This window comes from Aeromonas sp. ASNIH7, assembly GCF_002903485.1.
In the GTDB taxonomy this organism is placed as follows: Bacteria; Pseudomonadota; Gammaproteobacteria; order Enterobacterales; family Aeromonadaceae; genus Aeromonas; species Aeromonas caviae.
In genome coordinates this window covers 334,273-359,728 of record NZ_CP026226.1, presented here as the reverse complement: position 1 = coordinate 359,728, position 25,456 = coordinate 334,273, and the positions used below count along the sequence as shown (strand labels likewise).

Here is a 25,456-nt window from a genome sequence, read left to right as displayed (position 1 = left end):
ACGATCATTCATTGAATGATGACCTGCTCCTCACCATCGGCCGCCTTGGCGATGTGGCCGATGTGCCAGGCGTTTTCGCCTTCGGCCTTGAGCAGGGCCAGGGCCTTGTCCAGCTGATCCGCCGGCAGGGCGATGATCATGCCGACGCCGCAGTTGAAGGTGCGATACATCTCGTGGCGGGTGACGTTGCCTGCCTGTTGCAGCCAGCTGAACACCGCCGGCCACTGCCAGCTCTGCTCGTCGATGACCGCCTTGGTGTTGGCGGGCAGCACGCGCGGGATGTTCTCCCAGAAGCCGCCGCCGGTGATGTGGGACAGGGCGTGGATCTCGCACTCCTTGATGAGCTTGAGCACGGGCTTCACATAGATGCGGGTCGGCTCCAGCAGGGCGTTGGCCAGGGTGGTGTCACCCAGCGGCTGCTGCACGTCGGCCTTGGAGACTTCCAGGATCTTGCGAATGAGGGAGAAGCCGTTGGAGTGGGGACCGCTGGCGGCCAGGGCGATCAGGGCATCCCCTTCGCCAACCTTGCTGCCGTCGATGATCTCGCTCTTTTCCACCACGCCGACGCAGAAACCGGCGATGTCGTAATCTTCCCCTTCATACATGCCAGGCATTTCGGCAGTTTCACCGCCGACCAGGGCACAGCCGGACTGTTCGCAGCCGGCGCCGATGCCGGTGACCACGGCAGCGGCAGTGTCCACGTCCAGTTTGCCGGTGGCATAGTAGTCGAGGAAGAAGAGGGGCTCGGCGCCCTGCACGATGAGGTCATTGACGCACATGGCGACCAAGTCGATCCCCACGGTGTCGTGCTTCTTCAGGTCGATGGCCAGACGCAGCTTGGTGCCCACCCCGTCGGTACCGGAGACCAGTACCGGTTCCTTGTAGCCAGCAGGGATTTGACACAGGGCCCCAAAGCCGCCAAGACCACCAAGGACTTCAGGACGACGAGTGCGTTTTGACACGCCCTTGATACGTTCAACCAGTGCATTGCCGGCATCGATATCTACGCCAGCATCCTTGTAGCTCAGTGAGGTTTTGTCAGTCACGCGTATTCCCCGTCATATAAAGAAGTGGAGGGTAAAATTCGGGGCGTATTCTACCAGCGGGCACGAAAAACCAGAAAGAAAATCGTTTGCGCGTTTTTGAATCGAAAAGCTCTACAAGCCGTGGCTTTTGTTGTATGATTCCGCGATTTTTTGGCGCCGGTTAGAGGAGATAATAATGAAAGTCGTTGAAGTCAAACACCCCCTGGTCAAGCACAAGATCGGCCTGATGCGCGAAGGCGACATCAGCACCAAGCGTTTCCGTGAACTGGCCAAGGAAGTGGGCAGTTTGTTGACTTACGAAGCGACCTCTGACTTCGAAACCGAAAAAGTGACCATCGATGGCTGGAACGGCCCTGTGGAAGTCGACCAGATCAAGGGCAAGAAGGTCACCGTCGTGCCAATCCTGCGCGCCGGTCTTGGCATGATGGACGGCGTGCTGGAGCACATGCCGAGCGCCCGCGTCAGCGTGGTCGGTATCTATCGCGATGAAGAGACCCTGCAGCCTGTCCCCTACTTCGAGAAGATCGTCAGCAACATCGAAGAGCGTCTGGCCCTGGTCATCGACCCCATGCTGGCCACCGGCGGCTCCATGATCGCCACCATCGATCTGCTCAAGAAGAAAGGTTGCCAGTCCATCAAGGTGCTGGTGCTGGTTGCCGCGCCGGAAGGCATCAAGGCGCTGGAAGCCGCTCACCCGGACGTGGAGCTGTTCTGTGCCTCCATCGACCAGGGGCTGAACGAGAAGGGCTATATCGTCCCGGGCTTGGGTGATGCCGGCGACAAGATCTTCGGCACCAAGTAAGCATCACCCCATCGCCGCGCCCAAGGCGCGCAAACGGAGCCGGCACCCTGCCGGCTCCGCTGTTTCTCCCCCCCTTTGCTTGCTGCCATGCGCGCCTTGCCGCTACCATAAGCACCATCCCCCATTTCGAGAATCTTCTTTATGCTGAAACGCTTAGCGACTCTCCTCTGCTGCTGTCTGCCTCTCGTGGTGTCGGCCGCCCAGGTAACCGACCTCTATCAGGGCAAGGCTCCCACCAGTGGCGACATGACGGCCGCCCAGTCCCAGGCGCTGGGGTATGTGCTCGTCAAGGTGACGGGCAAGCGCGATATCCTCACCCAGCCGGATGTGGTGAAGGCCCTGGCGGCGCCGGCGGATTACGTGCAGCAATACAGCTATCAGGACATCGGCTCGGTCAAGTTTCTCAAGGCGGATTTCAATGTGGCCAAGGTGAACGCCCTGGTCGGCCAGAGCAAGTTTGCCCTGCTTGGCCCGGTGCGGCCGCAGGTCGCCATCTGGCTGGTGGTCGACGAAGGCGAGCGGCGCATTCTGCCGGATCAGTCCGGCGATGGCTGGTCCGAGGCGCTGCGTGCCCAGACCCAGGCCATGGGGCTGCCGGTCAGTCTCCCGCTGATGGACTTGGATGACAACATGGCGGTCAATGCCACCGATGTCTGGGGCCGCTTTGCCGATCCCGTGCTCAAGGCGAGCCAGCGTTACGGCGCCGAAATGGTGGTGCTCGGCAAACTGAGCCCGGAGGGGGAGGCCTGGAGCATCGACTGGGGTCTTTATGGTACCAAGCCGGGGGCGCAGGCAGGAGAGCTGACCGAGCTGACCAAGGGTTCGGGTTCAGGTACCCAGGCCGAGGTGGCAAAGGGCTTTGCCGATGCCCTGGCCGGTTGGCTGGTGCAGCAGTACGGTACCCGTCTCTCCGGTGTCGCCTCCAGCCAGACCCTGGTGGTGGAGGGGCTGTCCGATATCGATGGCATGATCCAGATCCAGAAGCTGCTGCAGGGGATGGCCAGTGTCACCAAGGTGGCTATTGGCAAGCTGGAAGGGGACAAGGTGACCTTCAACCTCTCGCTGCAGGGGGACAAGGCCGAGCTGGTGAGGGGGTTGCAACTGGAGAGCCGCCTGCATCAGGTGGAAGACAACGAGAGCGGCCTGCGCTATCAATGGTCGCAGCCCTGATCCCGGGGAAGGATCCTGACCGCCCGGCATGGTCCGGGCGGTTCTCTATCTGCCCCGCTGGTGATACACTTGCCCGCAAATATCACAGTCAAAGCCCAACGAGTGAAGCAACCGGCCCAACTGTCTTTAGCCGTACAACTACCGGATGATGAAACCTTCGTCAGTTTTTATCCCGGCAACAACGCCCATCTGATCACCGCCCTCAAGAATGCGGCCATCGGTCAGGGCTCGCCCTTCCTCTATTTCTGGGGAGCCAAGGGGTCGGGCCGCTCCCATCTGCTCCATGCCACCTGTGCCGAGGTCAACGCCCGCGACGCCGCAGCCGCTTATCTCTCCCTCGATCAGTTCGAACAGCTTGACCCCAGCATGCTCGATGCTTTGGAGAGCCTGCCCTTGGTCTGTCTTGACAGCCTGGAGGCTATCGCCGGCAACGCCCTGTGGGAGCGGGCCCTGTTCGACTTCTACAATCGCTGGAAGGAGAAGGGGGAGGGGACGCTCATCGTTACCGGCTGCAGCGCGCCACGCAAGCTGGGGCTGCAACTGCCGGATCTCGCGTCCCGTCTCGACTGGGGAGTGAGCTTCCACCTCGACGAGCTGGACGACGAGGGCAAACTCAGCGCCCTGCAACTGCGCGCCGAGCTGCGGGGTTTCAAGCTGCCCATCGACGTGGGCCGTTTCCTGCTCAACCGCCTCTCCCGCGACATGCGCACCCTGCTTGCCACCCTCAATCGTCTCGACAACGCCTCCTTCCGTGCCAAGCGCAAGCTTACCATCCCTTTCGTCAAAGAGATCCTCGAGCTCTGAAAACCTATCCCATTAGGCTAACTTATTCGCCATTTTGAACCTGGGCAGTGCTCGAAATCCTCACGTACTACAGTACGTTCCGGTTTCTGCGCGCTGTCCGTGTTCAAACTGCCTTCAACGATTACGCCTACTGGGATAGGTTCTAAGCCCCATAACGACAAACCCCGGGACTTGGCCGCAATGCTGTTCACTTAAGAGAATTTGAGTTCCAGTCCACGTAGTATCAGGACAAAAAATCGAGGGAGGCATGATGCCTCCCTCTTTCTATTGCAAGCCCCGCTGGATAAAGGCTGGAGGAAGATCGACTGGACACAGCCTTGCCCCCTCAACTCAAATCCAATTTATGAATAATCAGTCAAAAAAGTGCTTATCTGAACAGCATTGCGGGACTTGGCCGGGGTTTGTTTGCGAGCATTACACAGCTATCAGTGGAACTGATCTTCTTCGGTCGAGCCGGTCAGTGCGGTCACCGAGGACTGGCCGCCCTGAATGACGGTGGTCACCTTGTCAAAGTAACCGGTACCCACTTCCTGCTGGTGTGCCACGAAGGTGTAGCCCCGCTCGGCGGCGGCGAATTCCGGCTGCTGCACCATCTCGACATAGTGCTTCATTCCCTCGCCACGGGCGTACTGGTAGGCCAGCTCGTACATGTGGAACCACATGTTGTGGATACCCGCCAGGGTGATGAACTGGTACTTGTAGCCCATGTCGGAGAGCTCCTGCTGGAAGCGGGCGATGGTGGCATCGTCCAGGTTCTTCTTCCAGTTGAAGCTCGGGGAGCAGTTGTAGGCCAGGATCTTGTCCGGGTACTGGGCCTTGATGGCCTCGGCAAATTTGCGCGCCTCGTCCAGATCGGGCTTGGCGGTCTCGCACCACACCATGTCGGCGTAAGGGGCGTAGGCCAGGCCGCGGGAGATGGCCTGCTCGATGCCAGCCTGCACCTTGTAGAAGCCCTCGCTGGTGCGCTCACCGGTCAGGAAGCCGGCATCGTAGGGATCGGCATCCGTGGTCAGCAGATCCGCTGCGTTGGCGTCGGTGCGGGCGATCACCAGGGTGGTGGTGCCGCAGACATCTGCCGCGAGGCGAGCCGCGACAAGCTTTTGCACCGCCTCCTGGGTCGGGACCAGTACCTTGCCGCCCATGTGGCCGCACTTTTTCACGGACGCGAGCTGATCTTCGAAGTGCACGCCGGCGGCGCCCGCTTCAATCATCCCCTTCATCAGTTCGAAGGCGTTCAGCACGCCGCCGAAACCGGCTTCCGCATCCGCTACTATGGGCAGGAAGTAGTCGATGAAGCCCTTGTCCTCTGGTCCAACCTTGTTGGCCCACTGGATCTGGTCGGCCCGGGCGAAGGAGTTGTTGATGCGCTCCACCACGGAGGGGACGGAGTTGGCCGGGTAGAGGGACTGATCCGGGTACATGGTGGAGGAGAGGTTGTTGTCCGCCGCCACCTGCCAGCCGGAGAGATAGATGGCTTCGATGCCGGCCTTGGCCTGTTGCACCGCTTGGCCGCCGGTCAGGGCGCCGAGGCAGTTTACATAGCCTTTCTTGGCGCCGCCGTGGATCAGCTCCCACAGTTTGTCGGCGCCGCGTTGGGCCAGAGTGTGTGCCGGCTGCAGGCTGCCACGCAGGTTCACCACGTCCTCGGCGCTGTAGCCGCGCTTGATCCCTTTCCAGCGGGGGTTTTCTGCCCAGTCTTTCTCGATAGCCTGGATCTGTTGCTCACGGGTCAGTGCCATATCAGTTCCCTCTTTCATTGATTTCACGTTTCCATTGACTTGTTATGGGGGCCGTTACCGGCCCGGGTCTCACAGCCGCTCGTAGCCGGGCAGCGTCAGAAAATCGATGAGTGTGTCGGCGCAGGTGATCTCGTCCATCAGGGCGCTTGCCTCGGCGAAACGGCCCGATTGCCAGCGGGCCTCGCCCACTTCGCCTCTGACCACCTCCTGCTCCTCGGCCAGCATCTGGCGGAACAGCGCCTTGGTCACTGCCTGACCGTTGGAGAGGGTCTTGCCGTGGCGGATCCACTGCCAGATGGAGGTGCGGGAGATCTCGGCGGTGGCGGCATCTTCCATCAGTCCGTAGATGGGCACGCAGCCGTTGCCGTTGATCCAGGCTTCCAGATATTGCAGGGCGACGCGGATATTGGTGCGCATGCCCGCCTCGGTGCGATCACCCTCACAGGGGGCCAGCAGATCGGCGGCCGTGATGGGGGCATCTTGCTCGCGCAGCACGCCGATCTGGTTCTGGGCACCCGCCGGAATGGTGGCGTTGAACACCGCCATGGCGGTATCGGCCAGACCGGGGTGGGCGACCCAGGTGCCATCGTGGCCGTTGTCGGCCTCGCGCTGCTTGTCCGCGTGCACCTTGGCAAACACCTGCTCGTTGACGGCCGCGTCCTTGGCCGGAATAAAGGCAGCCATTCCCCCCATCGCCAGCGCGCCGCGCTTGTGGCAGGTCTTGATGAGGAGTCGCGAGTAGGCAGAGAGGAACGGTTTGTCCATGGTCACCACCTGACGATCCGGCAGGACGCGATCAGAGTGATTCTTCAAGGTCTTGATATAGCTGAAGATGTAATCCCAGCGACCGCAGTTGAGGGCGACGATGTGATCCTTCATCTGATAGAGCAGCTCGTCCATCTCGAATACTGCCGGCAGGGTCTCGATGAGCACGGTGGCCTTGATGGTACCGCGGGGCAGACCGAATTTGTCCTCGGTCCAGGCGAACACCTCGCTCCACCAGCGCCCTTCCAGATGGCTCTGCAGCTTGGGTACGTAGAAGTAGGGACCGGAGCCCTTGGCCAGCAACGCCTTGTGGTTGTGCAGGAAATAGAGGGCGAAGTCGAACAGGCCGCCGGGAATGGGGGCACCATCAAAGGTGACGTGCTTCTCCGGCAGATGCAGACCGCGCACCCGGCAGATGAGTACGGCCGGATTGGGATTCAAGGTATAAGCCTTCCCCTCCGGGCTCTGGTAGGCAATGGTGCCGTTGACCGCATCGCGCAGGTTGATCTGGCCCTCGATCACCTTGTTCCAGGCCGGGGCCAGGGAGTCCTCGAAGTCGGCCATGAAGACCTTGACGTTGGCGTTGAGGGCATTGATCACCATTTTGCGCTCGACCGGGCCGGTGATCTCCACACGGCGGTCCTGCAGATCGGCGGGGATGCCGCGAATGGTCCAGTCACCATCGCGAATATGGGCGGTCTCTGGCAGGAAGTCCGGCAACTCGCCGCCATCGATACGGGCCTGGCGTGCGACTCGCTGCTTCAGCAGCTCGTTGCGTTGGGGTGCGAAACGTTCCACCAGTTCGGACACCAGGGCCACCGCATCCGGCGTCAGGATCTGCGCGTAATCGGGAAGCATCTCGCCTTGAATGCGCAGGCGGGTGCTGCTGATGGTCTGGGCCGGTGCCGACATAGTGGGTACTCCTCCAAAAGTTACATTTTGAATTTATTAACTACGACTAACGTCTATATCCCTTTCTTTCAAACTCCCCGTAACAGCGGGGTAACACGATTCATAAGGTGCAAAATAATGGCGGATTCGTCAACTTGATTTTTAAAACGGGTGTTTTTTGATGATAGTTAAGGTGCTGTTTTAAATGGATTTATGTGATTAGTGCAAAAGCTCTTTGCAGATGGTTATGCTCTTGGGTCGCCGGGGCGGCAGGGGGGAGGATTTCGGTAGAGGGGATGGGTTAAAAATGTAATTAATTACGTAATAAAATTACAAATGCAAAAACAAATCCCGACATTACTCCAAGCTTTGCAAAAACAGCTGTATGAAATGCCTTCGTTCAATCCAGCCTGCATGGGGGCTATGAAGTGACCGGGTAGTGAACTGGTGTTTAAAACTAAAATGTCAGATTGGGTCAAAATGGCGAAGGCGAACAGGAGAGAGGGAAATGACGAGCAATAACGTAGGTTTGTATCAAGGCGTGTCCATGAAGGAGAGGGAGGTTGGGGCGCAGAAGATGGTCAATTAAACTGATTTTTGAAGGAAAACCAGCATTTTGTCGTTATTTGCGGTGGCGGTCTGTTGGCCGGGGTCAAGGGCGGTGCCGGACAGCAAAACCGGCGTCTTGAACCGCACTATGGCACGGGCTCGTCTCAGTAATCTTCATCCGGGGCGGCGAGATCGATCACATCGAGGTGCACTGAACTGCCAAACCCGTGCTCTGCGGAATCGAGCTCGGAGGGCGTGGGGGAGATCAGGGGCTGAACGGGCTGGGAGTCAACAGCTTGGGTCATGGATGCTTGCCTCATTGATTGCAAGCCGGTCGGTGATTCCATCACCCTAGTTTCCACCTCCCTGTTTTTATGGCCGGCGGAAAAGTTGCGTATCCTAGCGGCACTTTATGAAAGCTTCAAGTGGTTCTGTATAAAATTCATGCTAATAAAAAGCGGCGACCCGATGAACGGGGGAGGCGAGAGGAAAAAGAGGCAAGCGTCGGGCGTGCAGGCAAAAAAATAGCCCAGTCGTTTGACTGGGCTATTTTCGGGGAATTTGGTCGGTGTGAGAGGATTCGAACCTCCGACCCTCTACACCCCATGCAGATGCGCTACCTGGCTGCGCTACACACCGACGGAGTCAGCTCGGCTGACGGGGAGGAAGTCTAATCGGATGATTTGGCGGGCGCAACTCCTTTTTTATCAGGGAGATGCCGACTGCTTCTTTATTGTTCAGCCAAGATGCAACTTGGGCCCTGGCCGGAGTTTTGGCATAATCGCCGCCCCCTTAGGCGGGCACTGGGTGGCGAACACCCGACTCGGGGCGTTCCGATGTCGCCGGGGCCTTTGGCCTCTCTTTCATTGACAGCATCTTCTGTCGTGGGCTATCGGCTACCGGCCAGCGCGAGGCGAAAGGGGCCCGGTGTGCCCAGGGCCGGGACGCAGCAATCCGGGAGTGCGCGGCCGATGCCGTGCAGGGGCCAGGCAAGCCGACATCATATCGACGAGAGGATCAGGGCGTGAAACCATCTGAAGTTGCAGCACAGATCAGCCAGCGCGAGGAGGACGAACGCTGGATGCGCCATGCCATGGCCCTGGCAGCCAGGGCAGAGGGGATAGGCGAGATCCCGGTGGGCGCCGTGCTGGTGCTGGGGGACAAGATAGTGGCAGAGGGGTGGAATCGCTCCATCAGCGAGCACGACGCCTGTGCCCATGCCGAGGTGATGGCGCTTCGGGAAGCGGGCAAGCAGCTTGAAAACTATCGCCTGCTCGACACCACCCTCTATGTGACGCTGGAGCCCTGCTGCATGTGTGCCGGCGCCCTCATCCACAGCCGGGTCAAGCGGGTGGTCTATGGTGCCCGGGATTTGAAGACGGGGGCGGCAGGGTCTGTGTTCGATATCCTGCTGGATCCCCGCCACAACCACCAGGTGGCACTGACGGGGGAGGTGCTCGCCGACGCCTGCTCGGCCCAGCTGTCGGATTTCTTCAAACGGCGCCGCGCCGAGAAGAAGGCGGCCAGACTCGCCGCGAAAGAGGCGCTTCCTCACGATGACACCGGGGCCTGATGGCCCCGTTTGCTTTTATTTCACTGCCAGACCGGCTGCCTGCTTCCCACCGAATATCAACTGCCACCCCTGCGATGAAGCCCGCGCTCTTTGCCGCTGTTGATGTAACAAAACTGTCATGCATCCGCCATATAATGCCGCCAAGCCTAGCTCACATTGAGGTCTTGCATGTCATCGGAATCGTTAAATCTGGTCATGGCGGGCAGTCGAAAACGCCGGATCAAGGATAAATTGGCCAAATATGGCGTCACCACAGGGGGAGCCCTGGTGCTGGTGGCGCTGTTGCTTATCTTCTTCTACCTGCTTTATGTGGTGAAGCCCATCTTCAATGGCGCCAGCATGGAGAGCACCGCTTCCTTCACCCTGCCCATCAAGGGCAAGACCGCCTGGCTCGGGGTTGAGGAGCAAAACGAGATAGGTTACCGCTTCAGTGACCTGGGGAAGGTCAAGTTCTTTGCCGTGCAACCGGATGGCAAGATCAAGACCGGACAGGTGATTGGCGAGGCGCAGGTGAACGGCGAGATCACGGCGGTCGCGCCGCCTGCGCCGGGCCAGAAACTCATCGCCTATGGGTTTGCCGACGGCAAGGCCCAGGTGGTGCAACCCTATTTCAAGATCTCCTATCCCAATGACGTGCGCGTCATCGAGCCCAGCCTGCAATATCCCTTCGGCGAGACCCCCGTGGTGATCGATCCCCAGGGCAAGGCGCTGACGCGCATGGTCTTCGAGGCGACCAAGGACAAAATGGCGACCGCGGCCGTGACCGAAGATGGTCGTGGTGTGCTGATGGTGATGAGCGGCGAGGAGAATTTCCTCTCCGGCGAAATCGAGTGGAGCAACCAGACCTACACCATTCCGTCCCTGCCACGCCATGTTGACCAGATGCTGCTGACCCCGAACCTGCGCCTGTTGTTCGTGCGCGAGGGCAACCGCCTGTCGGTCTATGACATCCACAACCTGAGCGACATTTCCCTGCGCAATGTCATGGAGATCAACGCCCCCAATGCCAGCGTGACCCAGGTGGCCCTGCTCTCCGGTGCGTCCTCCCTGCTGGTGGGCAACGACAACGGCGTCATCTCCCAGTGGTTCGAGGTGGCAAAGGATGGCAAGCGCCAGTTCACCCAGATCCGTGACTTCAAGGGTGACGCGCCGGTCGTCCTGCTGACCCCCGAGCACTTTCGCAAGGGCTTCATCAGCGCAGGCAGCGACGGCACCATCAACTTCTTCCATGCCACCGGCGAAGCCAAGCTGCTTGGCGAGAAGATTGACGGGGGCAACCTGGCTGCCGTTGCCATCTCTCCTCGCCACAACCTGCTGTTGACCCAGCAGGGGGATGACTTCAAGGTCTTTGACGTCGAGAACGATCACCCCGAGGTAACCTGGTCTGCCCTCTGGCAACAGGTGTGGTATGAAGGCTATCCCGAGCCCCAGTACGTGTGGCAGTCCACCTCCGCCAGCAACGACTTCGAAGCCAAGCTGAGCCTGGTGCCCCTGGTGTTTGGTACCTTGAAAGCCTCCTTCTATGCCATGGTGTTCGCGGTGCCCCTGGGTGTCGCCGGTGCCATCTATACCGCCTACTTCATGTCGGCGGGGCTGCGCAAATACGTCAAGCCGACGGTGGAGATCATGGCGGCGCTGCCGACCGTCATCCTCGGCTTCCTGGCGGGTCTGTGGCTCGCGCCCATCATCGAAGGGGCCCTGCCCGGGGTGATCCTGCTGCTGATCCTGCTGCCCATGGGCATGCTGCTCACCGCCCTGGTGTGGAACTATCTGCCGGAGCGCGGCCGCACCTGGCTGCCGGAAGGCTGGCACGCCATCCTGCTTATCCCTGTGCTGCTGTTCATCGGATGGGGCGCCTTCGCCTTGAGCCCCATCATCGAGAACGCCTTCATGCACGGTGATTCGCGCATCTGGCTGACCCACGACATGGGCATCAAGTTTGACCAGCGCAACTCCCTGGTGGTCGGTATCGCCATGGGCTTTGCGGTCATCCCCACCATCTTCTCCATCGCCGAAGACGCGGTCTTCTCGGTGCCCAAGCACCTGACCCAGGGCTCGCTTGCGCTGGGGGCGACCCCGTGGCAGACCCTGAGCCGGGTGGTGATCCTCACCGCGAGCCCGGGCATCTTCTCGGCGGTGATGATGGGCCTTGGCCGCGCTGTGGGCGAGACCATGATCGTGCTGATGGCCACCGGCAACACCCCCATCATGGACTTTTCCATGTTCCAGGGGCTGCGGACCCTGGCGGCGAACATCGCGGTGGAGATGCCGGAATCGGAAGTGGGCAGCTCCCACTACCGGGTGCTCTTCCTCGCCGCCTTCGTGCTGTTTGTGTTCACCTTCTTGTTCAATACCCTGGCTGAATTCGTCCGCCAGCGGTTGCGTGAAAAGTACAGCTCTCTGTAAGGACTAAGGAATCGACAATGGGTAAGTGGTTTAAATCGGGGGCCCCCTGGATCTGGATGACGGGGGGCGCCGTCAGCCTGAGTCTGGTGGCCGTACTGGGTCTGTTGTTGCTGATTGGCTGGCGTGGTCTGGTCTATTTCTGGCCCCATCCCATCTATGAGTGGCAACTTCAAGATGCAAGCGGCAACAAGAGCGTCCTGATTGGCGAGATCAACGACCGGGAGCTGGTGCCGGTGGAGCGCCTGCGCGCCGCAGGCCAGGCGCTGGAAGGGGAGGATCGCGAAGAGATTACCCGTTATCTGGTCAAGACCGGCAACCGGGAGTTCGTGGACCTCGATTTTCGCTGGGTGCTGGAGACCGATATCAAATCGCGCACCCAGCCGGCGGAGCTCGCCATGGTGGAACGCGCCACCAACGGCAACTTCTATGGTTACATCACCTCGGTGAAGGAAGATGGCCAGGAGCTGACCACGGATCTGCATCCCGCCTTGCAGCGGGTGCTGGCCCGTGCCAACGGCCTCTCAAGCCAAGCCAACGACCTGCAAAAAGGGGCCATCGGCAGCATCAACTACCAACTGGAGCGCCTGCGCCTGAAAGAGCGCAAGGCCGAGCTGGATGACAAGCTGACCGATCAGCTTAAAGCCGAGCTGGCGAGCGAGCGTCAGGCGCTCAACGACCGTTACCAGGTGCTGGAGAAAGAGCTCTTCTCCCTGCGTACCCAGGCGGACAGAGACAGCATCACCGTCAAGGACATGCGCGGCGAGCTGGTGACCATGCCGATGTCCCGGGTGCTGGATGTAGTCTGGCCCAACGACATGAGCCTGATGGCCAAGGTGGGTCACTGGTTCCACCAGATTGGCAAGTTCGTCTCCGATGACCCTCGGGAGGCGAACACCGAGGGTGGCGTCTTCCCGGCCATCTTCGGCACCGTCTTCATGGTGATCCTGATGGCCATCATCGTGACCCCGCTCGGGGTGGTGGCGGCGGTCTACCTGCACGAGTACGCGGGCAAGAACAGCCTGACCAAGATCATCCGCATCGCGGTGATCAACTTGGCGGGGGTACCCTCCATCGTCTACGGCGTGTTTGGTCTGGGCTTCTTCGTCTACACCCTGGGGGGCAGCATCGACCGCCTCTTCTACCCGGAAGCGCTGCCGAGCCCGACCTTCGGCTCCCCTGGTGTCATCTGGTCGGCGCTGACCCTGGCCATCCTGACCCTGCCGGTGGTGATCGTCTCCACCGAAGAGGGGCTGGCCCGGATCCCGAGCACCATTCGCCAGGGTTCGCTGGCGCTGGGTGCCACCCAGGCCGAGACCCTCTGGCGCATCGTGCTGCCCATGGCCAGCCCGGCCATCATGACCGGCCTTATCCTGGCGATTGCCCGTGCGGCGGGCGAGGTGGCGCCGCTGATGCTGGTGGGGGTGGTGAAGCTTGCTCCCACGTTGCCGATGGACGGCAACTTCCCGTACCTGCACGTGGAGCGCAAGTTCATGCACCTGGGCTTCCACATCTATGACGTGGGCTTCCAGAGCCCGAACGTCGAGGCGGCGCGTCCTCTGGTCTACGCCACCTCCTTCCTGCTGGTGACGGTGATCGTCGGCCTCAACCTGACGGCGATCGGTATTCGTAACCACCTGCGCGAGAAATTCCGGTCGCTGGAACATTAATCCAGTCATTACAGAGACGGGCAGGGACCTTCCCTGCCAACCAGATATTCCGGCGGCGGGCAAGACGTTTGCCCGCTGCCACCAAGAGAATTTGAGGTAAACAGATGATCAACGTAACACCGAGTTCGGCCCCGCACACCGCCACCGACCTGCTCAACCTGACCCCGGAGCAGACTGCGCTGGAGGTGAAGGATCTCAACCTGTACTACGGCAACAAGCAGGCGCTGTTCAACGTCAACATGAAGATCCCCAAGGGTCAGGTCACCGCCTTCATCGGCCCGTCCGGTTGCGGCAAGTCCACTTTGCTGCGCTGCATCAACCGGATGAACGATCTGGTGGAGATCTGCCGCATCGAGGGGGAGATCCAGCTGCACGGCCACAACATCTACGACAAGAGCGTGGATGTCTCCGCCCTTCGCCGTCAGGTGGGCATGGTGTTCCAGCGCCCCAACCCCTTCCCCAAGTCCATCTACGAGAACGTGGTCTACGGCCTGCGCCTGCAGGGCATCAACGACCGCCGTACTCTGGATGAGGCCGCCGAGCGTTCCCTGCGCGGTGCCGCCCTGTGGGAGGAGGTGAAGGATCGTCTGCATGACAACGCCTTCGGTCTCTCCGGCGGTCAGCAGCAGCGTCTGGTGATTGCCCGTGCCATCGCCATCGAGCCGGAAGTGCTGCTGCTCGATGAACCGACCTCGGCGCTGGACCCCATCTCCACCCTCACCATCGAGGAGCTCATCAACGAGCTCAAGAGCCAGTTCACCGTGGTGATCGTGACCCACAACATGCAGCAGGCGGCGCGGGTCTCGGATCAGACCGCGTTCATGTACATGGGGGAACTCATCGAGTACTCGAATACCAACACCATCTTCACCACCCCGGCCAAGAAGAAGACCGAAGACTATATTACCGGTCGTTACGGCTAAGGGATGCCGGTGATTGAGATGAGCAAGTTGAGCATCAACAAGCAGATTGGCAGTCAGTTCAACGGCTAAGGCATGTTGGTGCAACAAGGGTGATTGAGATGAACAAGATGGGCATCAACAAACAGATTGGCAGTCAGTTCAACGGCTAAGGCATAATCGGAGCAACAAGGATTACTGGTATGGACAATATGAACCTCAACAAACACATCTCCGGTCAGTTCAATGCCGAGCTTGAGAGCGTGCGCAATCAGGTACTGGTGATGGGGGGGCTGGTGGAGAAGCAACTCACCGACGCCATCGCCGCCATCCATGGCCAGGATCTGGATGCGGCGCGCAAGATCGTGGCCAACGACCACAAGGTCAACGCCATGGAAGTGGCGATCGACGAGGAGTGCACCCGCATCATCGCCAAGCGTCAGCCCACCGCGTCCGACCTGCGGCTGGTGATGGCCATCATCAAGACCATTACGGATCTGGAGCGGATCGGCGACGTGGCGGACAAGATTGCCCGCATGCTGACCGACAACGCCAACAAGCCGCAGCCGCCGCTGGTGTCGCTGGAGAACATGGGGCGTCGCACCATCAAGATGCTCCACGACGTGCTCGACGCTTTCGCCCGCATGGATTTGGATGCAGCCCTGGCGGTCTACAAGGAAGATGACAAGGTGGACCGCGAATACGAGTCCATTATCCGCGAGCTGATGACCTACATGATGGAAGATCCCCGCACCATCCCCCAGGTGCTCAACGTGCTCTGGGCGGCACGGGCCATCGAGCGGGTCGGGGATCGCTGCCAGCACATCTGCGAGTACATCGTCTACTACGTCAAGGGCAAGGATGTGCGTCACACCAAGGCCGATGACCTGAGCGATCTGCTGGGCAAGGGCTGATGGGGCGCCTTGGGTGGAGCTCCCGTCGCGGCTGCACGACGGGAATCCAACTCTGATTGAATAAAAAGGCGCTTTGAGCGCCTTTTTCATTGCATGGCACGGCAGTTCAAGATAACGCCACCCGGCGGGCGCTTTTCTGCTAGAATATGGCCCCTGTGTGAGTCCCGGATGGAGTCACGGTCCGGTTTCCCGGGCCCAGTTTGCCGTCTTGTGCTAAGGCGGCTGTAGCAATAGGTTAATCATGAGTTTTGCCGATAGTTTGTTCTTTCTGATGCTGCTGGTCGCCGGCAGCGTGTTCTTCTCACTCTCCGAGATCTCCCTTGCCGCCTCCCGCAAGATCAAGTTGCAGGTGATGGCCGACGAGGGCAACCGCCACGCCGAGAAGGTGCTGGCATTGCAGGCCCAGCCGGGCAACTTCTTTACCGTGGTGCAGATAGGCCTCAATACCGTCGCCATCCTCGGCGGTATCCTGGGGGAATCCGCCCTCAATCCCGCCATCAGGGAGCTGATTGCCGGCTTCTACCAGGGGCCCTGGCTCGGCCAGATTAGCTCTGCGGCCTCGTTTGTCTTCGTCACCGGCATGTTCATCCTGATAGCGGACCTGATGCCCAAGCGCCTTGCCATGACCATGCCCGAGCGGATCGCTGTGGTGGTGGTGCGTCCCATGATGCTGTGCGTCACCTTGCTGATGCCGCTGGTGTGGCTGTTCAACGGCATGGCCAACGGCCTGTTCCGGCTGATGCGCATCTCCATGGTGCGCAACGACGAGATCACCTCCGACGATATTTATGCGGTGATGGATGCAGGTGCCGAAGCCGGTGTCATCCAGCGCGAGGAGCACCAGCTCATCGAGAACGTGTTCGAGCTGCAGTCCCTCGGCGTCACTTCCGCCATGACGGCGCGGGAGAGCCTCATCTACTTCACCCTGCAAGAGGGGGAGGAGAGCATCAAGGCGAAGATCGCCGAGCACCCCCACAACAAGTTCCTGGTGTGCGACCACAACCTCGACAGCATCAAGGGGTTCGTGGATGCCAAGGAGCTGCTGATCCGCGTCATCGGCGGCCAGAGCATTGATCTCAACAGCGGCTCCCTGGTGCAGAACGTCATCATCATTCCCGACACCCTCAACCTCTACGAGGCGATGGAGTACTTCAAGAACCATCGCGGCGATTTTGCGGTGGTGATGAACGAATACGCCCTGGTGGTGGGCATCGTCACCATGAATGACCTGATGAGTACCGTCATGGGGGAGTGGGCCACCCACGTGGTGGAAGAGCAGATCGTCCAGCGGGACGAGAACTCCTGGCTGGTGGACGGGGTGACCCCCATCTCCGACGTGATGCGCGCCTTCGACATCGAGGAGTTCCCGGAAAACCAGAACTACGAGACCATCGCCGGTTTCATCATGTACATGCTGCGCAAGATCCCCAAGCGCACCGACTCGGTCAAATATGCCGGTTACAAGTTCGAAGTGGTGGACATCGACAGTTACAAGATTGACCAGTTGCTGGTCACCCGGGTAGAACCTGCGAGCAATGAGAAGCCCGCTCAGGAATCCTAAAGGAGTTCGTTAGCAATCATGAAGATGAAGACTCATTCCCGTGCGCTGGCCTGTGTGGCGCTCGCCCTGGCACTGGGTGCCTGCAGCCAGAGCGCACCGCGCAAGCCGGTGACGCCTGCCAAACCCGTTACCCCCGAGCCTGCCGTGGTGGTCCCGCAGCAGGATCCCGATGCGGTGGTGCAAAGCGCCGTGGCAGAGCCCAGCCCGGTGTTCGACGAGGAGTATCACGGCCCGGATCAAGGGTCGCTTGAATCGGTCACCGCCCTGTTTGCCCGGGGTTACATCGAATCGGCCATGCGCGAGACCATGCTGGCGGCGGTGCACAGCGACTATCCGCTGCTCGGCATGCGGGACGTGCGTCTCACTGACCCTGTTGCCAAGTTCCTCACCTCGGCCCAGGCCCGCACCACGGCCCACGACTACCTCTATGCCGGGGTGCAGCGTCGGCTGGGCCGCCCGCTCAGCCCCGCCCAGTGGGAGCAAATCTGGCAGGGCTATCCCCATCAGGGCCGGGTCTCCGACTGGGTCAAGCAGACCAAGCGGGTGCTGGCCGGGCGCTGAGCCCCCTGGTTATCGGCGGCTGTGCCCGCCTTGATCCCCTGTTTCACAAGAGGCCACCCCCCGGGGTGGCCTCTTGTCGTTTCAGTGCCTGGCCAGGTGATGCCTGTGCCGGGGAGACTTCCCTTTGCCGCTATCATCCTGAGCTTGCCCGGATTTGTTCGTAGTGGATTTGACCCCATAGGTCCAGACACTTTTTCCCGCTTAGGGTTGTGATACCCGACTGCGCAGAAATTCCCGTGGTGAACGGTATCCCAAGGCGCTGTGCGGGTGGTGCTCGTTATAATGCTCAAACGCGATAGCCAAATTGCCTACCGCTGTTCGGCTATCCGGTTTTGGCATCATCTCGATATAGTCTCGCTTCATCGTCTTCACGAAGCTCTCCGCTATACCGTTACTCTGTGGGCTTCTCACTGCTGTCGTTCTGGGCTCCAACCCGATTTCTCGTGCAAACGCGCGGGTCTCATGGGCTCGATACGCCGAGCCATTATCAGTCAGCCACTCCACCGGTGATGCCGGCAACGAATCCCCAAAGCGACGTTCGACAGACCTCAGCATGACATCTTGCACAGTGTCACTATCGTAACCCCCAGTACTGGCCGCCCAGTCCAACGCTTCCCTATCGCAGCAATCCATGGCGAACGTGACACGTAGTTTTTCACCGTTATCGCAGCGAAACTCGAAGCCATCTGAGCACCACCGTCGATTGCTCTCCTTGACGGCAACACGCCCCTTATGTGCCTGCTGGGCCAATGGTGCAGCTGGTTTTCTTTCCAGCAGCAAGCCATGCTCGCGCATGACGCGATATACCCGCTTAGCGTTTACCACAGGTTGTTCTGTTGCCTCAGACTGACGCCGTAACAGCGCCCAGACCCGGCGATAGCCATAGGAGGGAAGCTCTGCCATCGCCTCCATGATACGGCCAAGTAAGGCTGCATCATCACGCTGGCGATGATGACGACCATCTTGCCAACCCGGTTTTCGATGAACACGAACGGATAGCTGCGCACGCGATACATTAAGAGCCTGGCTCACAGCACTTAATCGTCGTCCCCCGGCAACAAGGGCGCATGCGCAATCCATTTTTTTGCTCGACCATACTCCACGGCTTCTTTGAGGATCTCGTTCTCCATGGTCTTCTTCCCGAGCAGACGCTGAAGCTCTCGGATCTGCTTGATGGCAGCAGCCAACTCGGAAGCAGGAACAACATCCTCACCGGCGGTGATCGCCGTGAGAGACCCTTCTTGGAATTGCTTACGCCATTTGAAAAGCTGGTTTGCGTTGACGTCGTGCAAGCGAGCAACATGAGAGACGGTCATCCCGGGCTCAAAGGTCTGCTGCACGATGGCGATCTTTTCTTGTGGAGTCCGGCGTCGACGGCGCTCGGCCCCTGTTAACACTTCGACCATCTTCTCGTTGTGACTAGTACTGAACATAGCTCCAAGACTACCTCTTAAGTTAAGAGGGGCGAAGTGTCTGGATCTTCAAGGGGCCAATCTACGTAGCCCCCGATTGCCTCTTGTTCTACTTTGGGTCATGATATTTGGGATTTCTAGCCGTCTAGATGTTTTGATGGCTTAATGTGGTTTCACACAATAAACACCCGTCATGGCGGGGAGACGCAGAGAGACAGAGATGGACAAGCAGGATTTGTGGGTACTCGATGGCGGTATGGGCCGTGAACTGGCGCGGCGTGGTGCGCCGTTCCGTCAACCGGAGTGGTCGGCGCTGGCGTTGATGGAAGCGCCCGAGACGGTGCGCGAGGTACACCAGGCCTATGCGACGAGCGGTGCCCGGGTGATCACCACCAACAGCTATGCCCTGGTGCCCTTCCATATCGGCGAGGCGCGCTTTGCCGCCCAAGGGGAGGCACTTGCGGCTCTGGCCGGGCAACTGGCCCGAGACGTGGCCGACGAACAGGGGGGAGCCGTCAAGGTGGCCGGCTCATTGCCACCGCTCTTTGGCTCCTATCGTGCGGACCTCTATCAAGCCGAGCGGGTGAGCGAGCTGGCGACACCGCTTATCCGGGCCCTGTCACCCCATGTGGATCTCTGGCTGGCGGAGACCATGAGCCTCATCGCCGAGCCCCTGGCCCTCAAGGCCCTGCTGCCACAGGACAGCAAGCCGTTCTGGGTCTCCTTTACTCTGGAAGACGAGGCGCCGGGCTGTGAGCCCACCCTGCGCTCCGGCGAGCGGGTGGCGGATGCCGTGACCGCGTTGGCGTCGGCCGGGGTGGATGCCATCCTGTTCAACTGCTGCCAGCCCGAGGTGATTGAAGGGGCGCTCAAGGTGGCCGTCGCCGCGTTGCAGGTTCAGGGCCGCACCGACGTTCGCCTCGGCGCCTATGCCAACGCCTTCCCGCCCCAGCCCAAGGAGGCGACTGCCAATGATGGTCTGGACGAGATCCGCGGCGATCTGGGGCCGCTGGATTACCTCGGCTGGGCCGAGCGCTGGCGCAGAGCCGGGGCAAACCTCATCGGCGGCTGCTGCGGCATCGGCCCGGAACACATCGAGGCGCTGGCCAGCCGGCTGCGTTAAGGAGCGCCCATGAAAGAGAGCAAGATCGGGCTCTGGTCCCTCACTGCGCTGGTGTTCAGCTCCATGGTGGGGGCCGGCATCTTCAGCCTGCCCCAGAACATGGCCGATGTGGCGGGCGCTCGCGCCGTGCTGATCGGCTGGGCCGTCACCGGGGTCGGCATACTGGCGCTGGCCATGAGCTTCCTTTACCTGTCGCGGCTCAAACCCGAGCTCGACGGCGGCATCTACAGCTATGCCCGCGCCGGCTTTGGCGAGCTGGTGGGGTTCTTCTCCGCCTGGGGATACTGGCTCTGTGCCTCCATCGGCGTGGTGGGTTATCTGGTGATCGCCTTCGCGGCGCTGGGCAGCTTTGTCGATACGCCGGAGCGGGTCTGGTTTGGCGAGGGCAACACCTTGGCGGCCTTCATCGGCGAGTCCTGCATCCTCTGGGCGGTGCACCTGCTGGTGGCCCGAGGCGTACAGCAGGCGGCCCTGTTCAATCTGGTGGCGACCCTGGCCAAGAGCCTGCCGCTGCTGCTGTTCATCCTATTCGCCTGCTACTGGTTCGATCCGGTCACCTTTGCGGCGGATCAGGAGGGCAGCACCCTGGCGGTACCGGTCTCCGAGCAGGTGCGTAACACCATGCTCATCACCCTCTGGGTCTTCACCGGCATCGAAGGGGCAGCGGTGCTCTCGGCCCGGGCGAGAAACAAGCGGGATGTGGGCACCGCCACCGTGCTCGGCGTGGTGCTGGCGCTGCTGCTCTATGTGCTCATCTCGGTGCTGGCGCTCGGAATATTGAGCCGCCCGGAGCTTGCGGCCCTGCCCAACCCCTCCATGGCGGGACTGATGGCCCAGATGACGGGTTCCTGGGGCAAGCTGCTCATCAGCGCCGGCCTCATCGTGTCGGTGCTCGCCTCCTACGTGAGCTGGACCCTCTTCTCGGCCGAGGTGCCGTTCAGCGCGGCGCGTCACGGGGCCTTCCCGGCCATCTTCCGGCGCGAGAACCGCAACGGCACCCCCATCGCCTCGCTCTGGCTCACCAGCCTGACCGTGCAGGGCTGCTTGCTGCTGGTGTGGCTGCTTGGCAAGGGGTACACCAACCTGCTGCTCATCTCCACCTCCATGATCCTGGTGCCCTACCTGCTCATCGGCCTCTTCCTGCTCAAGCTGGTCTTCAGTGGCAAGGGTGGGCAGGGCCGCGGCCTGATGCGGGTGGTGGCGCTGGTGTCGAGCGGTTATGGTTTCTGGCTGCTCTACGCCGCCGGGGTGGAGTACCTGCTGCTGTCGCTTCTGCTCTACGGGCCGGGTCTGCTGCTGTTTCTCTACAGCCGTCGCCAGCTCGGCGCCGAACAGCGGCTCAGCGGGCGCGAACGGCTGCTGGCCGGGGTGACGCTGCTGAGCCTGATCCCCGCCGTCTGGTCGTTCGTTCACGTCTGACCCGGGGGGTGTCCCTGTCATGAAAAAGAGCGCCCCTGGGCGCTCTTTTTTTATCCTGGTCGGTGGGTCAACCGCTGGTGGGGCCCGCCGGTTTGCCAAACAGCACGGCGAGCTTTTGCCGCCAGGGGAGGCCCCGGGCCTCTTGCAGCATGTCGCGCCACTCGTGGAAGGTGAGGGTGAGCGGGTTGAAGCTGTGGATTGGCTTGGTGATGCCGAAACGGCACGGCTCGCCCAAGTCTTCTTCCACGAAGGTGCCAAACAGCCGGTCCCAGATGATGAGCACGCCGGCGAAGTTGCGATCGATGTATCTGGCGTTGCTGGCGTGGTGCACCCTGTGGTGGGAGGGGGTGTTGAAGATCCATTCAAGTTTGCCCAGCTTGCCCACCACCTGGGTGTGGACGAAGAACTGAAAACCCAGGCTCAAGAGTACGGTGGCCACCACCGCCTCGGGGGGGAAGCCGATGAGGATCATGGGGATCCAGAACAGCCACATGCCGGAGACCGGATACATCAGGCTCTGGCGAAAGGCGGTGGAGAGGTTGAGCCGCTCCGAGCTGTGGTGCACCACGTGGGAGGCCCAGAGCCAGCGCACATGGTGGCTCGCGAAGTGGAACAGCCAGTAGCAGAGATCCTGCAACAGAAAGAGCAGCAAAAGGCTCCAGAGGTTCAGTTCGATATCGAATAGTCGCCAGCCCCAGAGGGTGTCATAGAGATAGGCGATGGCAATGGCAGCCAGGGCATCGCCCCCCTGATGCATCAGTGCCAGGGTGGCATTGGCGAAGAGATCCTTCCACTGGTAGCCCGCTGTGGGATAGGCGGTGCCGTGTTTTCGCAGGTAGAGCATCTCCCAGCCGATGAAGACCAGAAAGAGAGGCGAGAGGTAGAGCAGGAGCAGTTGCACATCCATGTGAGCCATCCGGTTGGACCAGTTGGATGTCAGCATACCGGATGAATTTAAAATTTCATTAACATCCTTGCTCGTTGGCGTGGTGACAACCCGATGGCAAAAGGCTGTGGCAAGCAATGCGCCAGGGAGATGATCTGGGGGGTGAAGAAGGCAAGCATAGAAGAGGGAGCCATGGGCTCCCTCTTCGTGTTGGTGCATCGCGGGTTATAGCACCTGGCTCAGGAACTGGCGCAAGCGCGGGGAGGGGGGATTGTCGAAGAAGTCGGCGGGTTTCTCGTCCACCAGCAACTCGCCGCTTTCCATGAAGAGCACCCTGTCCGCCACTTCCCGGGCAAAGCCCATCTCGTGGGTCACCACCACCATGGTCATCCCTTCGCGGGCCAACCCCTTCATGACGTCCAGCACCTCTCCCACCATTTCGGGGTCGAGGGCGCTGGTGGGCTCGTCAAACAGCATGATGCGCGGCTGCATGGCGAGCGCCCGGGCGATGGCCACCCGCTGCTGCTGGCCGCCGGAGAGCTGGGAGGGGTAGCTCTGGGCCTTGTTGGAGAGACCGACCTTGAGCAGCAGGGCCTTGGCCCGCTCCTCAGCCTCCTGGCGAGAGAGCCCTCTCACCTTCTGAGGGGCCAGGGTGATGTTGTCCAGCACCGTCAGGTGAGGGAAGAGGTTGAAGGACTGGAACACCATGCCCACCTCTTCCCGCAGCTTGTTGACATCCCCGGGTTCGGTGAGGCTGATGCCGTCGACCACGATATTGCCATCGTTGATGGTCTCCAGCTGGTTGAGGGTGCGCAGGAAGGTGGACTTGCCCGAGCCGCTCGGCCCCACGATCACCACCACTTCCCCTTCGGCCACCTGGGTGCTGACGTTTTTCAGGGCGTGCACCTCAGTGCCGTAGAACTTCTCTACACCGGTTGCCTTGATGATGGGATCAGTTGCAGCGCGCATAGTTCACCTCCAGACGACGCACCGGGAAGGGGCAGGGAGTGCCGGTGATGGCAGAACGTTTCGACACCGATGGCGCCTTGATAACGGGATCAGTTGCTGCGCGCATATTTCACCTCCAGACGACGCACCAGGAAGGAGAGAGTGCCGGTCAGCACCAGATAGAGCAGAGCCACGGTGAACCACACCTCGAACGGGCTGAAGGTGGAGCTGACCACTTCGCGCCCCGCCTTGGTGAGATCCGTGATGGAGATGACGGAGACCAGAGAGGAGTCCTTGATGAGGTTGATGAACTGACCCGCGAGCGGTGGCAGCACCCGTTTGAAGGCCTGGGGCAGGATCACGTAGCGCATGGTCTGGGCCGAGGTCATGCCAAGGCTTCTGCCCGCTTCCATCTGCCCCTTGTGAATGGAGCTGATGCCGGCGCGCACGATCTCCGCCACGTAGGCGCCGGTGAAGACCGCGAGCGCCGCCACACCAGCGGTGAATCGGTCGAGGTTCAGCACGGTGCCGATAAAGAAATAGACGATGAAGATCTGCACCAGCAACGGGGTGCCACGGATGAGTTCCACATAGGTCACGGCCAGGTTGCGCAGGGCCGGATTGGGGGAGAGGCGGGCGAGCCCGGCCAGGGTGCCAAGCAGGATGGCGAAGATGCCCGCCACCAGGGAGAGCTTGACCGTGACCCAGGCTCCCCAGGCAATGGGGCCGGCGGTCCAGCTCAGTTGCACATCCAGGGTATCGCCGAGGAAGACGGTATCCCCTTCAGCCAGCTGGGAGCCCTTGGGAGCGATGGCCTGACGGCGGCTGGGGTCGAGATCGTCTTGCAGGAAGAGCTGTCCCTTGTCCGCGACCACGGTGCCGTCAAACTCGGCATAGTGTTTCTGTTCTGCCTGATAGGCGATGTACTGGGGAATGCGTTCCCAGCGCCAGGTGTAATCCACTGCCTGCACGGCCTTGTAGATGCCGAAAATGGCGGCCAGCACCAGCAGCAGGAAGATCCCGTGCCAGAGCAGCTGATTGGGCTGTTTTTCCATCTGTCTTGTGAGTTTGGGGTTGATCACTGTCACAACCTCTTTTGTCGTTATCGTGTGGGGAGTCTGCGTGAAGGGGCGGCATGCCGCCCCTTTGAGAGGTTATTTGAGCTGGTTCAGCCAGGCGGTGGATTCAAACCACTTCTTGTAGAGACGGTCGTAGCTGCCGTCGCCCTTGATCTGGCGCAGGTAGTTGTTGAACCAGTTGAGGGTGTCCTGATCCCCCTTGCGGATGGCCCAGGCCAGCGGCTCGAAGGTGAACGGCTTGTCGAGGTGTACCACGGCGCCCTGGTTCTGGGACGCGAAGATGGCGTTGTAGGGCAGGTCGTAGACGAAGGCATCCACCTTGCCGTTGATCACTTCCAGCTTGGCGTCATCCTGGGTTTCAAACTGCAGCAGGGTGGCCTTGGGGATCATGCGCTTGACCGCTTGCTCGCCGGTGGTGCCGAGTTTGACCGCGATCTTGTATTTGGGATCGTTGAGGTCCTGGAAGGATTTGATTTCGCCCGCCTTGTCCTTGCGAAGCACGATGGTCTGGCCGACGACGATGTAGGGATCGGCAAAGTTCACGCGCAGGTTGCGCTGGGGAGTGACGGTCATGCCGCCCATGATGACGTCGAACTTGTCGGTCAAGAGCGCGGGGATGATGCCATCCCAGGCGGTGTTGACGAACTCCACCTTCACGCCCATCTCCTTGGCGACCATCTTGGCAAGATCCACGTCAAAGCCGATGTACTGGCCCTGCTTGTTGGTCATCTCGAAGGGTTGATAGCCGGCATCGAAGCCGACCCGCAGCACACCGCGTTCCAGCACGGCATCCAGGGTGGAAGTGGGCGCGGCGTTGGCCAGCCCGCACAGCAGCAGGGTAGAAAGAATGAGTTTTTTGATCATAAATGACGTCTCTGTCGTAAATGTGGTCGGCCTTGAACCTGCTCCCGTGCGACTCCATGGCACAAGAGACTGCTGCATCCGGCAGCAGGCAAGACAGGATTATTGTCTTGGTCGGGGCAAAAGCCCCATATGAGATTCTATGAATGGTTCGTTGGATGAAAAATGTACCAAAACCTGTTTGTGCCAGAAGACTCAATAAGTTATGGAGACTTTTATCCCTCGTGGTGACTCATAAAACCACATGAAAACAACATATCTATCTAATGGCGCCGGTTCAAGTGCAAAATATCCGGCGGCCGTCTCGGTGGAAAATCCGGGCACAGACAGGGCGTTGTCCGGCCCGCTTCACGAGGAATGGGGCGTGCGAGTCGGGCAAAT

Annotated in this window: 22 protein-coding genes and 1 tRNA gene; 12 read left to right on the top strand and 11 right to left on the bottom strand. The window is 60.5% G+C overall.

Translation table 11 applies throughout. The features are described from left to right. Positions 1–8 precede the first annotated feature (8 nt). Complete coding sequence (gene purM / locus C2U47_RS01560; protein ID WP_052815406.1) at positions 9–1,046, bottom strand: phosphoribosylformylglycinamidine cyclo-ligase; 1,038 nt, start codon at positions 1,044–1,046, stop codon at positions 9–11. Positions 1,047–1,221: 175 nt separating this feature from the next. Between purM and upp the strand changes: the two genes are divergently transcribed. From upp to hda, 3 genes are all read left to right on the top strand, one after another. Further along, positions 1,222–1,848 (top strand): uracil phosphoribosyltransferase, encoded by a 627-nt coding sequence (gene upp / locus C2U47_RS01555; protein ID WP_005302745.1) that lies wholly within the window; start codon positions 1,222–1,224, stop codon positions 1,846–1,848. Between the two features lie 141 nt (positions 1,849–1,989). Further along, positions 1,990–3,018, top strand: coding sequence for a DUF2066 domain-containing protein (locus C2U47_RS01550; protein WP_103261360.1), 1,029 nt, complete (start codon positions 1,990–1,992; stop codon positions 3,016–3,018). A gap of 102 nt (positions 3,019–3,120) precedes the next feature. After that, the gene (gene hda, locus C2U47_RS01545; RefSeq protein ID WP_010675272.1) at positions 3,121–3,822 is read left to right on the top strand and encodes a DnaA inactivator Hda; all 702 of its coding nucleotides are present in this window, start codon (positions 3,121–3,123) and stop codon (positions 3,820–3,822) included. A 425-nt stretch (positions 3,823–4,247) separates the two neighbouring features. Here hda and aceA read toward each other — a convergent pair whose 3' ends face one another. From aceA to C2U47_RS01525, 4 genes are all read right to left on the bottom strand, one after another. Next, a complete protein-coding gene (gene aceA / locus C2U47_RS01540; RefSeq protein ID WP_041213155.1) occupies positions 4,248–5,561 on the bottom strand; it encodes an isocitrate lyase in 1,314 nt (437 codons plus the stop codon). 69 nt (positions 5,562–5,630) lie between these two features. Beyond that, positions 5,631–7,238, bottom strand: coding sequence for a malate synthase A (gene aceB / locus C2U47_RS01535; protein WP_010675270.1), 1,608 nt, complete (start codon positions 7,236–7,238; stop codon positions 5,631–5,633). A gap of 692 nt (positions 7,239–7,930) precedes the next feature. After that, the gene (locus C2U47_RS23030) at positions 7,931–8,071 is read right to left on the bottom strand and encodes a hypothetical protein (protein ID WP_010675269.1); all 141 of its coding nucleotides are present in this window, start codon (positions 8,069–8,071) and stop codon (positions 7,931–7,933) included. Positions 8,072–8,328: 257 nt separating this feature from the next. Continuing rightward, positions 8,329–8,405: transfer RNA gene (locus C2U47_RS01525), tRNA-Pro, on the bottom strand. 385 nt (positions 8,406–8,790) lie between these two features. On the opposite strand from C2U47_RS01525, the gene tadA reads away from it, so the two are divergent. The 7 genes from tadA (at position 8,791) to C2U47_RS01490 (ending at position 17,347) form a co-directional block, all read left to right on the top strand. Next, positions 8,791–9,339 carry a tRNA adenosine(34) deaminase TadA gene (tadA, locus tag C2U47_RS01520; RefSeq protein WP_080560539.1) on the top strand — a complete coding sequence of 183 codons (549 nt, stop codon included), beginning with the start codon at positions 8,791–8,793 and terminating at the stop codon, positions 9,337–9,339. Positions 9,340–9,507: 168 nt separating this feature from the next. Further along, positions 9,508–11,745 (top strand): ABC transporter permease subunit, encoded by a 2,238-nt coding sequence (locus C2U47_RS01515; RefSeq protein ID WP_029314753.1) that lies wholly within the window; start codon positions 9,508–9,510, stop codon positions 11,743–11,745. A gap of 17 nt (positions 11,746–11,762) precedes the next feature. Next, positions 11,763–13,412, top strand: coding sequence for a phosphate ABC transporter permease PstA (gene pstA, locus C2U47_RS01510; protein ID WP_010675265.1), 1,650 nt, complete (start codon positions 11,763–11,765; stop codon positions 13,410–13,412). A 104-nt stretch (positions 13,413–13,516) separates the two neighbouring features. Further along, entirely contained in the window at positions 13,517–14,335 is an 819-nt protein-coding gene (gene pstB / locus C2U47_RS01505) for a phosphate ABC transporter ATP-binding protein PstB (protein ID WP_010675264.1), read from the top strand. A gap of 179 nt (positions 14,336–14,514) precedes the next feature. Then, entirely contained in the window at positions 14,515–15,225 is a 711-nt protein-coding gene (phoU, locus tag C2U47_RS01500; protein WP_029314752.1) for a phosphate signaling complex protein PhoU, read from the top strand. Between the two features lie 241 nt (positions 15,226–15,466). Then, complete coding sequence (locus tag C2U47_RS01495) at positions 15,467–16,786, top strand: hemolysin family protein (protein WP_029314751.1); 1,320 nt, start codon at positions 15,467–15,469, stop codon at positions 16,784–16,786. Between the two features lie 18 nt (positions 16,787–16,804). Then, on the top strand, positions 16,805–17,347 hold the full coding sequence (locus C2U47_RS01490) for a hypothetical protein (protein ID WP_010675261.1): 543 nt from the start codon (positions 16,805–16,807) through the stop codon (positions 17,345–17,347). A gap of 201 nt (positions 17,348–17,548) precedes the next feature. Here the strand turns inward: C2U47_RS01490 and C2U47_RS01485 are convergent. After that, a protein-coding gene (locus C2U47_RS01485; RefSeq protein ID WP_100654772.1) for an IS3 family transposase occupies positions 17,549–18,753 on the bottom strand; the annotation gives its coding sequence in 2 pieces (ribosomal slippage) (positions 17,549–18,435 and positions 18,435–18,753; 1,206 coding nt in all). A 226-nt stretch (positions 18,754–18,979) separates the two neighbouring features. On the opposite strand from C2U47_RS01485, the gene C2U47_RS01480 reads away from it, so the two are divergent. Both C2U47_RS01480 and C2U47_RS01475 read left to right on the top strand, forming a co-directional pair. Next, complete coding sequence (locus C2U47_RS01480) at positions 18,980–19,882, top strand: homocysteine S-methyltransferase family protein (RefSeq protein WP_010675260.1); 903 nt, start codon at positions 18,980–18,982, stop codon at positions 19,880–19,882. Between the two features lie 9 nt (positions 19,883–19,891). Beyond that, on the top strand, positions 19,892–21,301 hold the full coding sequence (locus tag C2U47_RS01475) for a basic amino acid/polyamine antiporter (RefSeq protein WP_010675259.1): 1,410 nt from the start codon (positions 19,892–19,894) through the stop codon (positions 21,299–21,301). 67 nt (positions 21,302–21,368) lie between these two features. Here C2U47_RS01475 and C2U47_RS01470 read toward each other — a convergent pair whose 3' ends face one another. From C2U47_RS01470 to C2U47_RS01455, 5 genes are all read right to left on the bottom strand, one after another. Continuing rightward, the gene (locus tag C2U47_RS01470) at positions 21,369–22,208 is read right to left on the bottom strand and encodes a sterol desaturase family protein (protein WP_029314750.1); all 840 of its coding nucleotides are present in this window, start codon (positions 22,206–22,208) and stop codon (positions 21,369–21,371) included. 204 nt (positions 22,209–22,412) lie between these two features. After that, positions 22,413–23,156 (bottom strand): amino acid ABC transporter ATP-binding protein, encoded by a 744-nt coding sequence (locus C2U47_RS01465; RefSeq protein WP_010675257.1) that lies wholly within the window; start codon positions 23,154–23,156, stop codon positions 22,413–22,415. After that, complete coding sequence (locus C2U47_RS23485; RefSeq protein ID WP_257692682.1) at positions 23,140–23,262, bottom strand: hypothetical protein; 123 nt, start codon at positions 23,260–23,262, stop codon at positions 23,140–23,142. The genes C2U47_RS01465 and C2U47_RS23485 overlap by 17 nt, the downstream gene beginning before the upstream one ends. Then, entirely contained in the window at positions 23,246–24,190 is a 945-nt protein-coding gene (locus C2U47_RS01460; protein WP_199766851.1) for an amino acid ABC transporter permease, read from the bottom strand. The genes C2U47_RS23485 and C2U47_RS01460 overlap by 17 nt, the downstream gene beginning before the upstream one ends. A gap of 99 nt (positions 24,191–24,289) precedes the next feature. Continuing rightward, positions 24,290–25,078 (bottom strand): transporter substrate-binding domain-containing protein, encoded by a 789-nt coding sequence (locus C2U47_RS01455; protein ID WP_010675255.1) that lies wholly within the window; start codon positions 25,076–25,078, stop codon positions 24,290–24,292. Between the last annotated feature and the right edge of the window lie 378 nt (positions 25,079–25,456).

What these genes read in the sequence shown, in the direction of transcription:
- C2U47_RS01490 (WP_010675261.1), top strand. Translation starts at nt 16,805, where the DNA reads ATGAAGATGAAGACTCATTCCCGTGCGCTGGCCTGTGTGGCGCTCGCC.
- C2U47_RS01480 (WP_010675260.1), top strand. Translation starts at nt 18,980, where the DNA reads ATGGACAAGCAGGATTTGTGGGTACTCGATGGCGGTATGGGCCGTGAA.
- phoU (WP_029314752.1), top strand. Translation starts at nt 14,515, where the DNA reads ATGGACAATATGAACCTCAACAAACACATCTCCGGTCAGTTCAATGCC.
- C2U47_RS01495 (WP_029314751.1), top strand. Translation starts at nt 15,467, where the DNA reads ATGAGTTTTGCCGATAGTTTGTTCTTTCTGATGCTGCTGGTCGCCGGC.
- upp (WP_005302745.1), top strand. Translation starts at nt 1,222, where the DNA reads ATGAAAGTCGTTGAAGTCAAACACCCCCTGGTCAAGCACAAGATCGGC.
- C2U47_RS01460 (WP_199766851.1), bottom strand. Translation starts at nt 24,190, where the DNA reads ATGGAAAAACAGCCCAATCAGCTGCTCTGGCACGGGATCTTCCTGCTG.
- pstB (WP_010675264.1), top strand. Translation starts at nt 13,517, where the DNA reads ATGATCAACGTAACACCGAGTTCGGCCCCGCACACCGCCACCGACCTG.
- C2U47_RS01465 (WP_010675257.1), bottom strand. Translation starts at nt 23,156, where the DNA reads ATGCGCGCTGCAACTGATCCCATCATCAAGGCAACCGGTGTAGAGAAG.
- aceB (WP_010675270.1), bottom strand. Translation starts at nt 7,238, where the DNA reads ATGTCGGCACCGGCCCAGACCATCAGCAGCACCCGCCTGCGCATTCAA.
- C2U47_RS01455 (WP_010675255.1), bottom strand. Translation starts at nt 25,078, where the DNA reads ATGATCAAAAAACTCATTCTTTCTACCCTGCTGCTGTGCGGGCTGGCC.
- pstA (WP_010675265.1), top strand. Translation starts at nt 11,763, where the DNA reads ATGGGTAAGTGGTTTAAATCGGGGGCCCCCTGGATCTGGATGACGGGG.
- aceA (WP_041213155.1), bottom strand. Translation starts at nt 5,561, where the DNA reads ATGGCACTGACCCGTGAGCAACAGATCCAGGCTATCGAGAAAGACTGG.
- C2U47_RS01550 (WP_103261360.1), top strand. Translation starts at nt 1,990, where the DNA reads ATGCTGAAACGCTTAGCGACTCTCCTCTGCTGCTGTCTGCCTCTCGTG.
- C2U47_RS01515 (WP_029314753.1), top strand. Translation starts at nt 9,508, where the DNA reads ATGTCATCGGAATCGTTAAATCTGGTCATGGCGGGCAGTCGAAAACGC.
- C2U47_RS01470 (WP_029314750.1), bottom strand. Translation starts at nt 22,208, where the DNA reads ATGGATGTGCAACTGCTCCTGCTCTACCTCTCGCCTCTCTTTCTGGTC.
- C2U47_RS01475 (WP_010675259.1), top strand. Translation starts at nt 19,892, where the DNA reads ATGAAAGAGAGCAAGATCGGGCTCTGGTCCCTCACTGCGCTGGTGTTC.
- C2U47_RS23485 (WP_257692682.1), bottom strand. Translation starts at nt 23,262, where the DNA reads ATGCGCGCAGCAACTGATCCCGTTATCAAGGCGCCATCGGTGTCGAAA.
- C2U47_RS23030 (WP_010675269.1), bottom strand. Translation starts at nt 8,071, where the DNA reads ATGACCCAAGCTGTTGACTCCCAGCCCGTTCAGCCCCTGATCTCCCCC.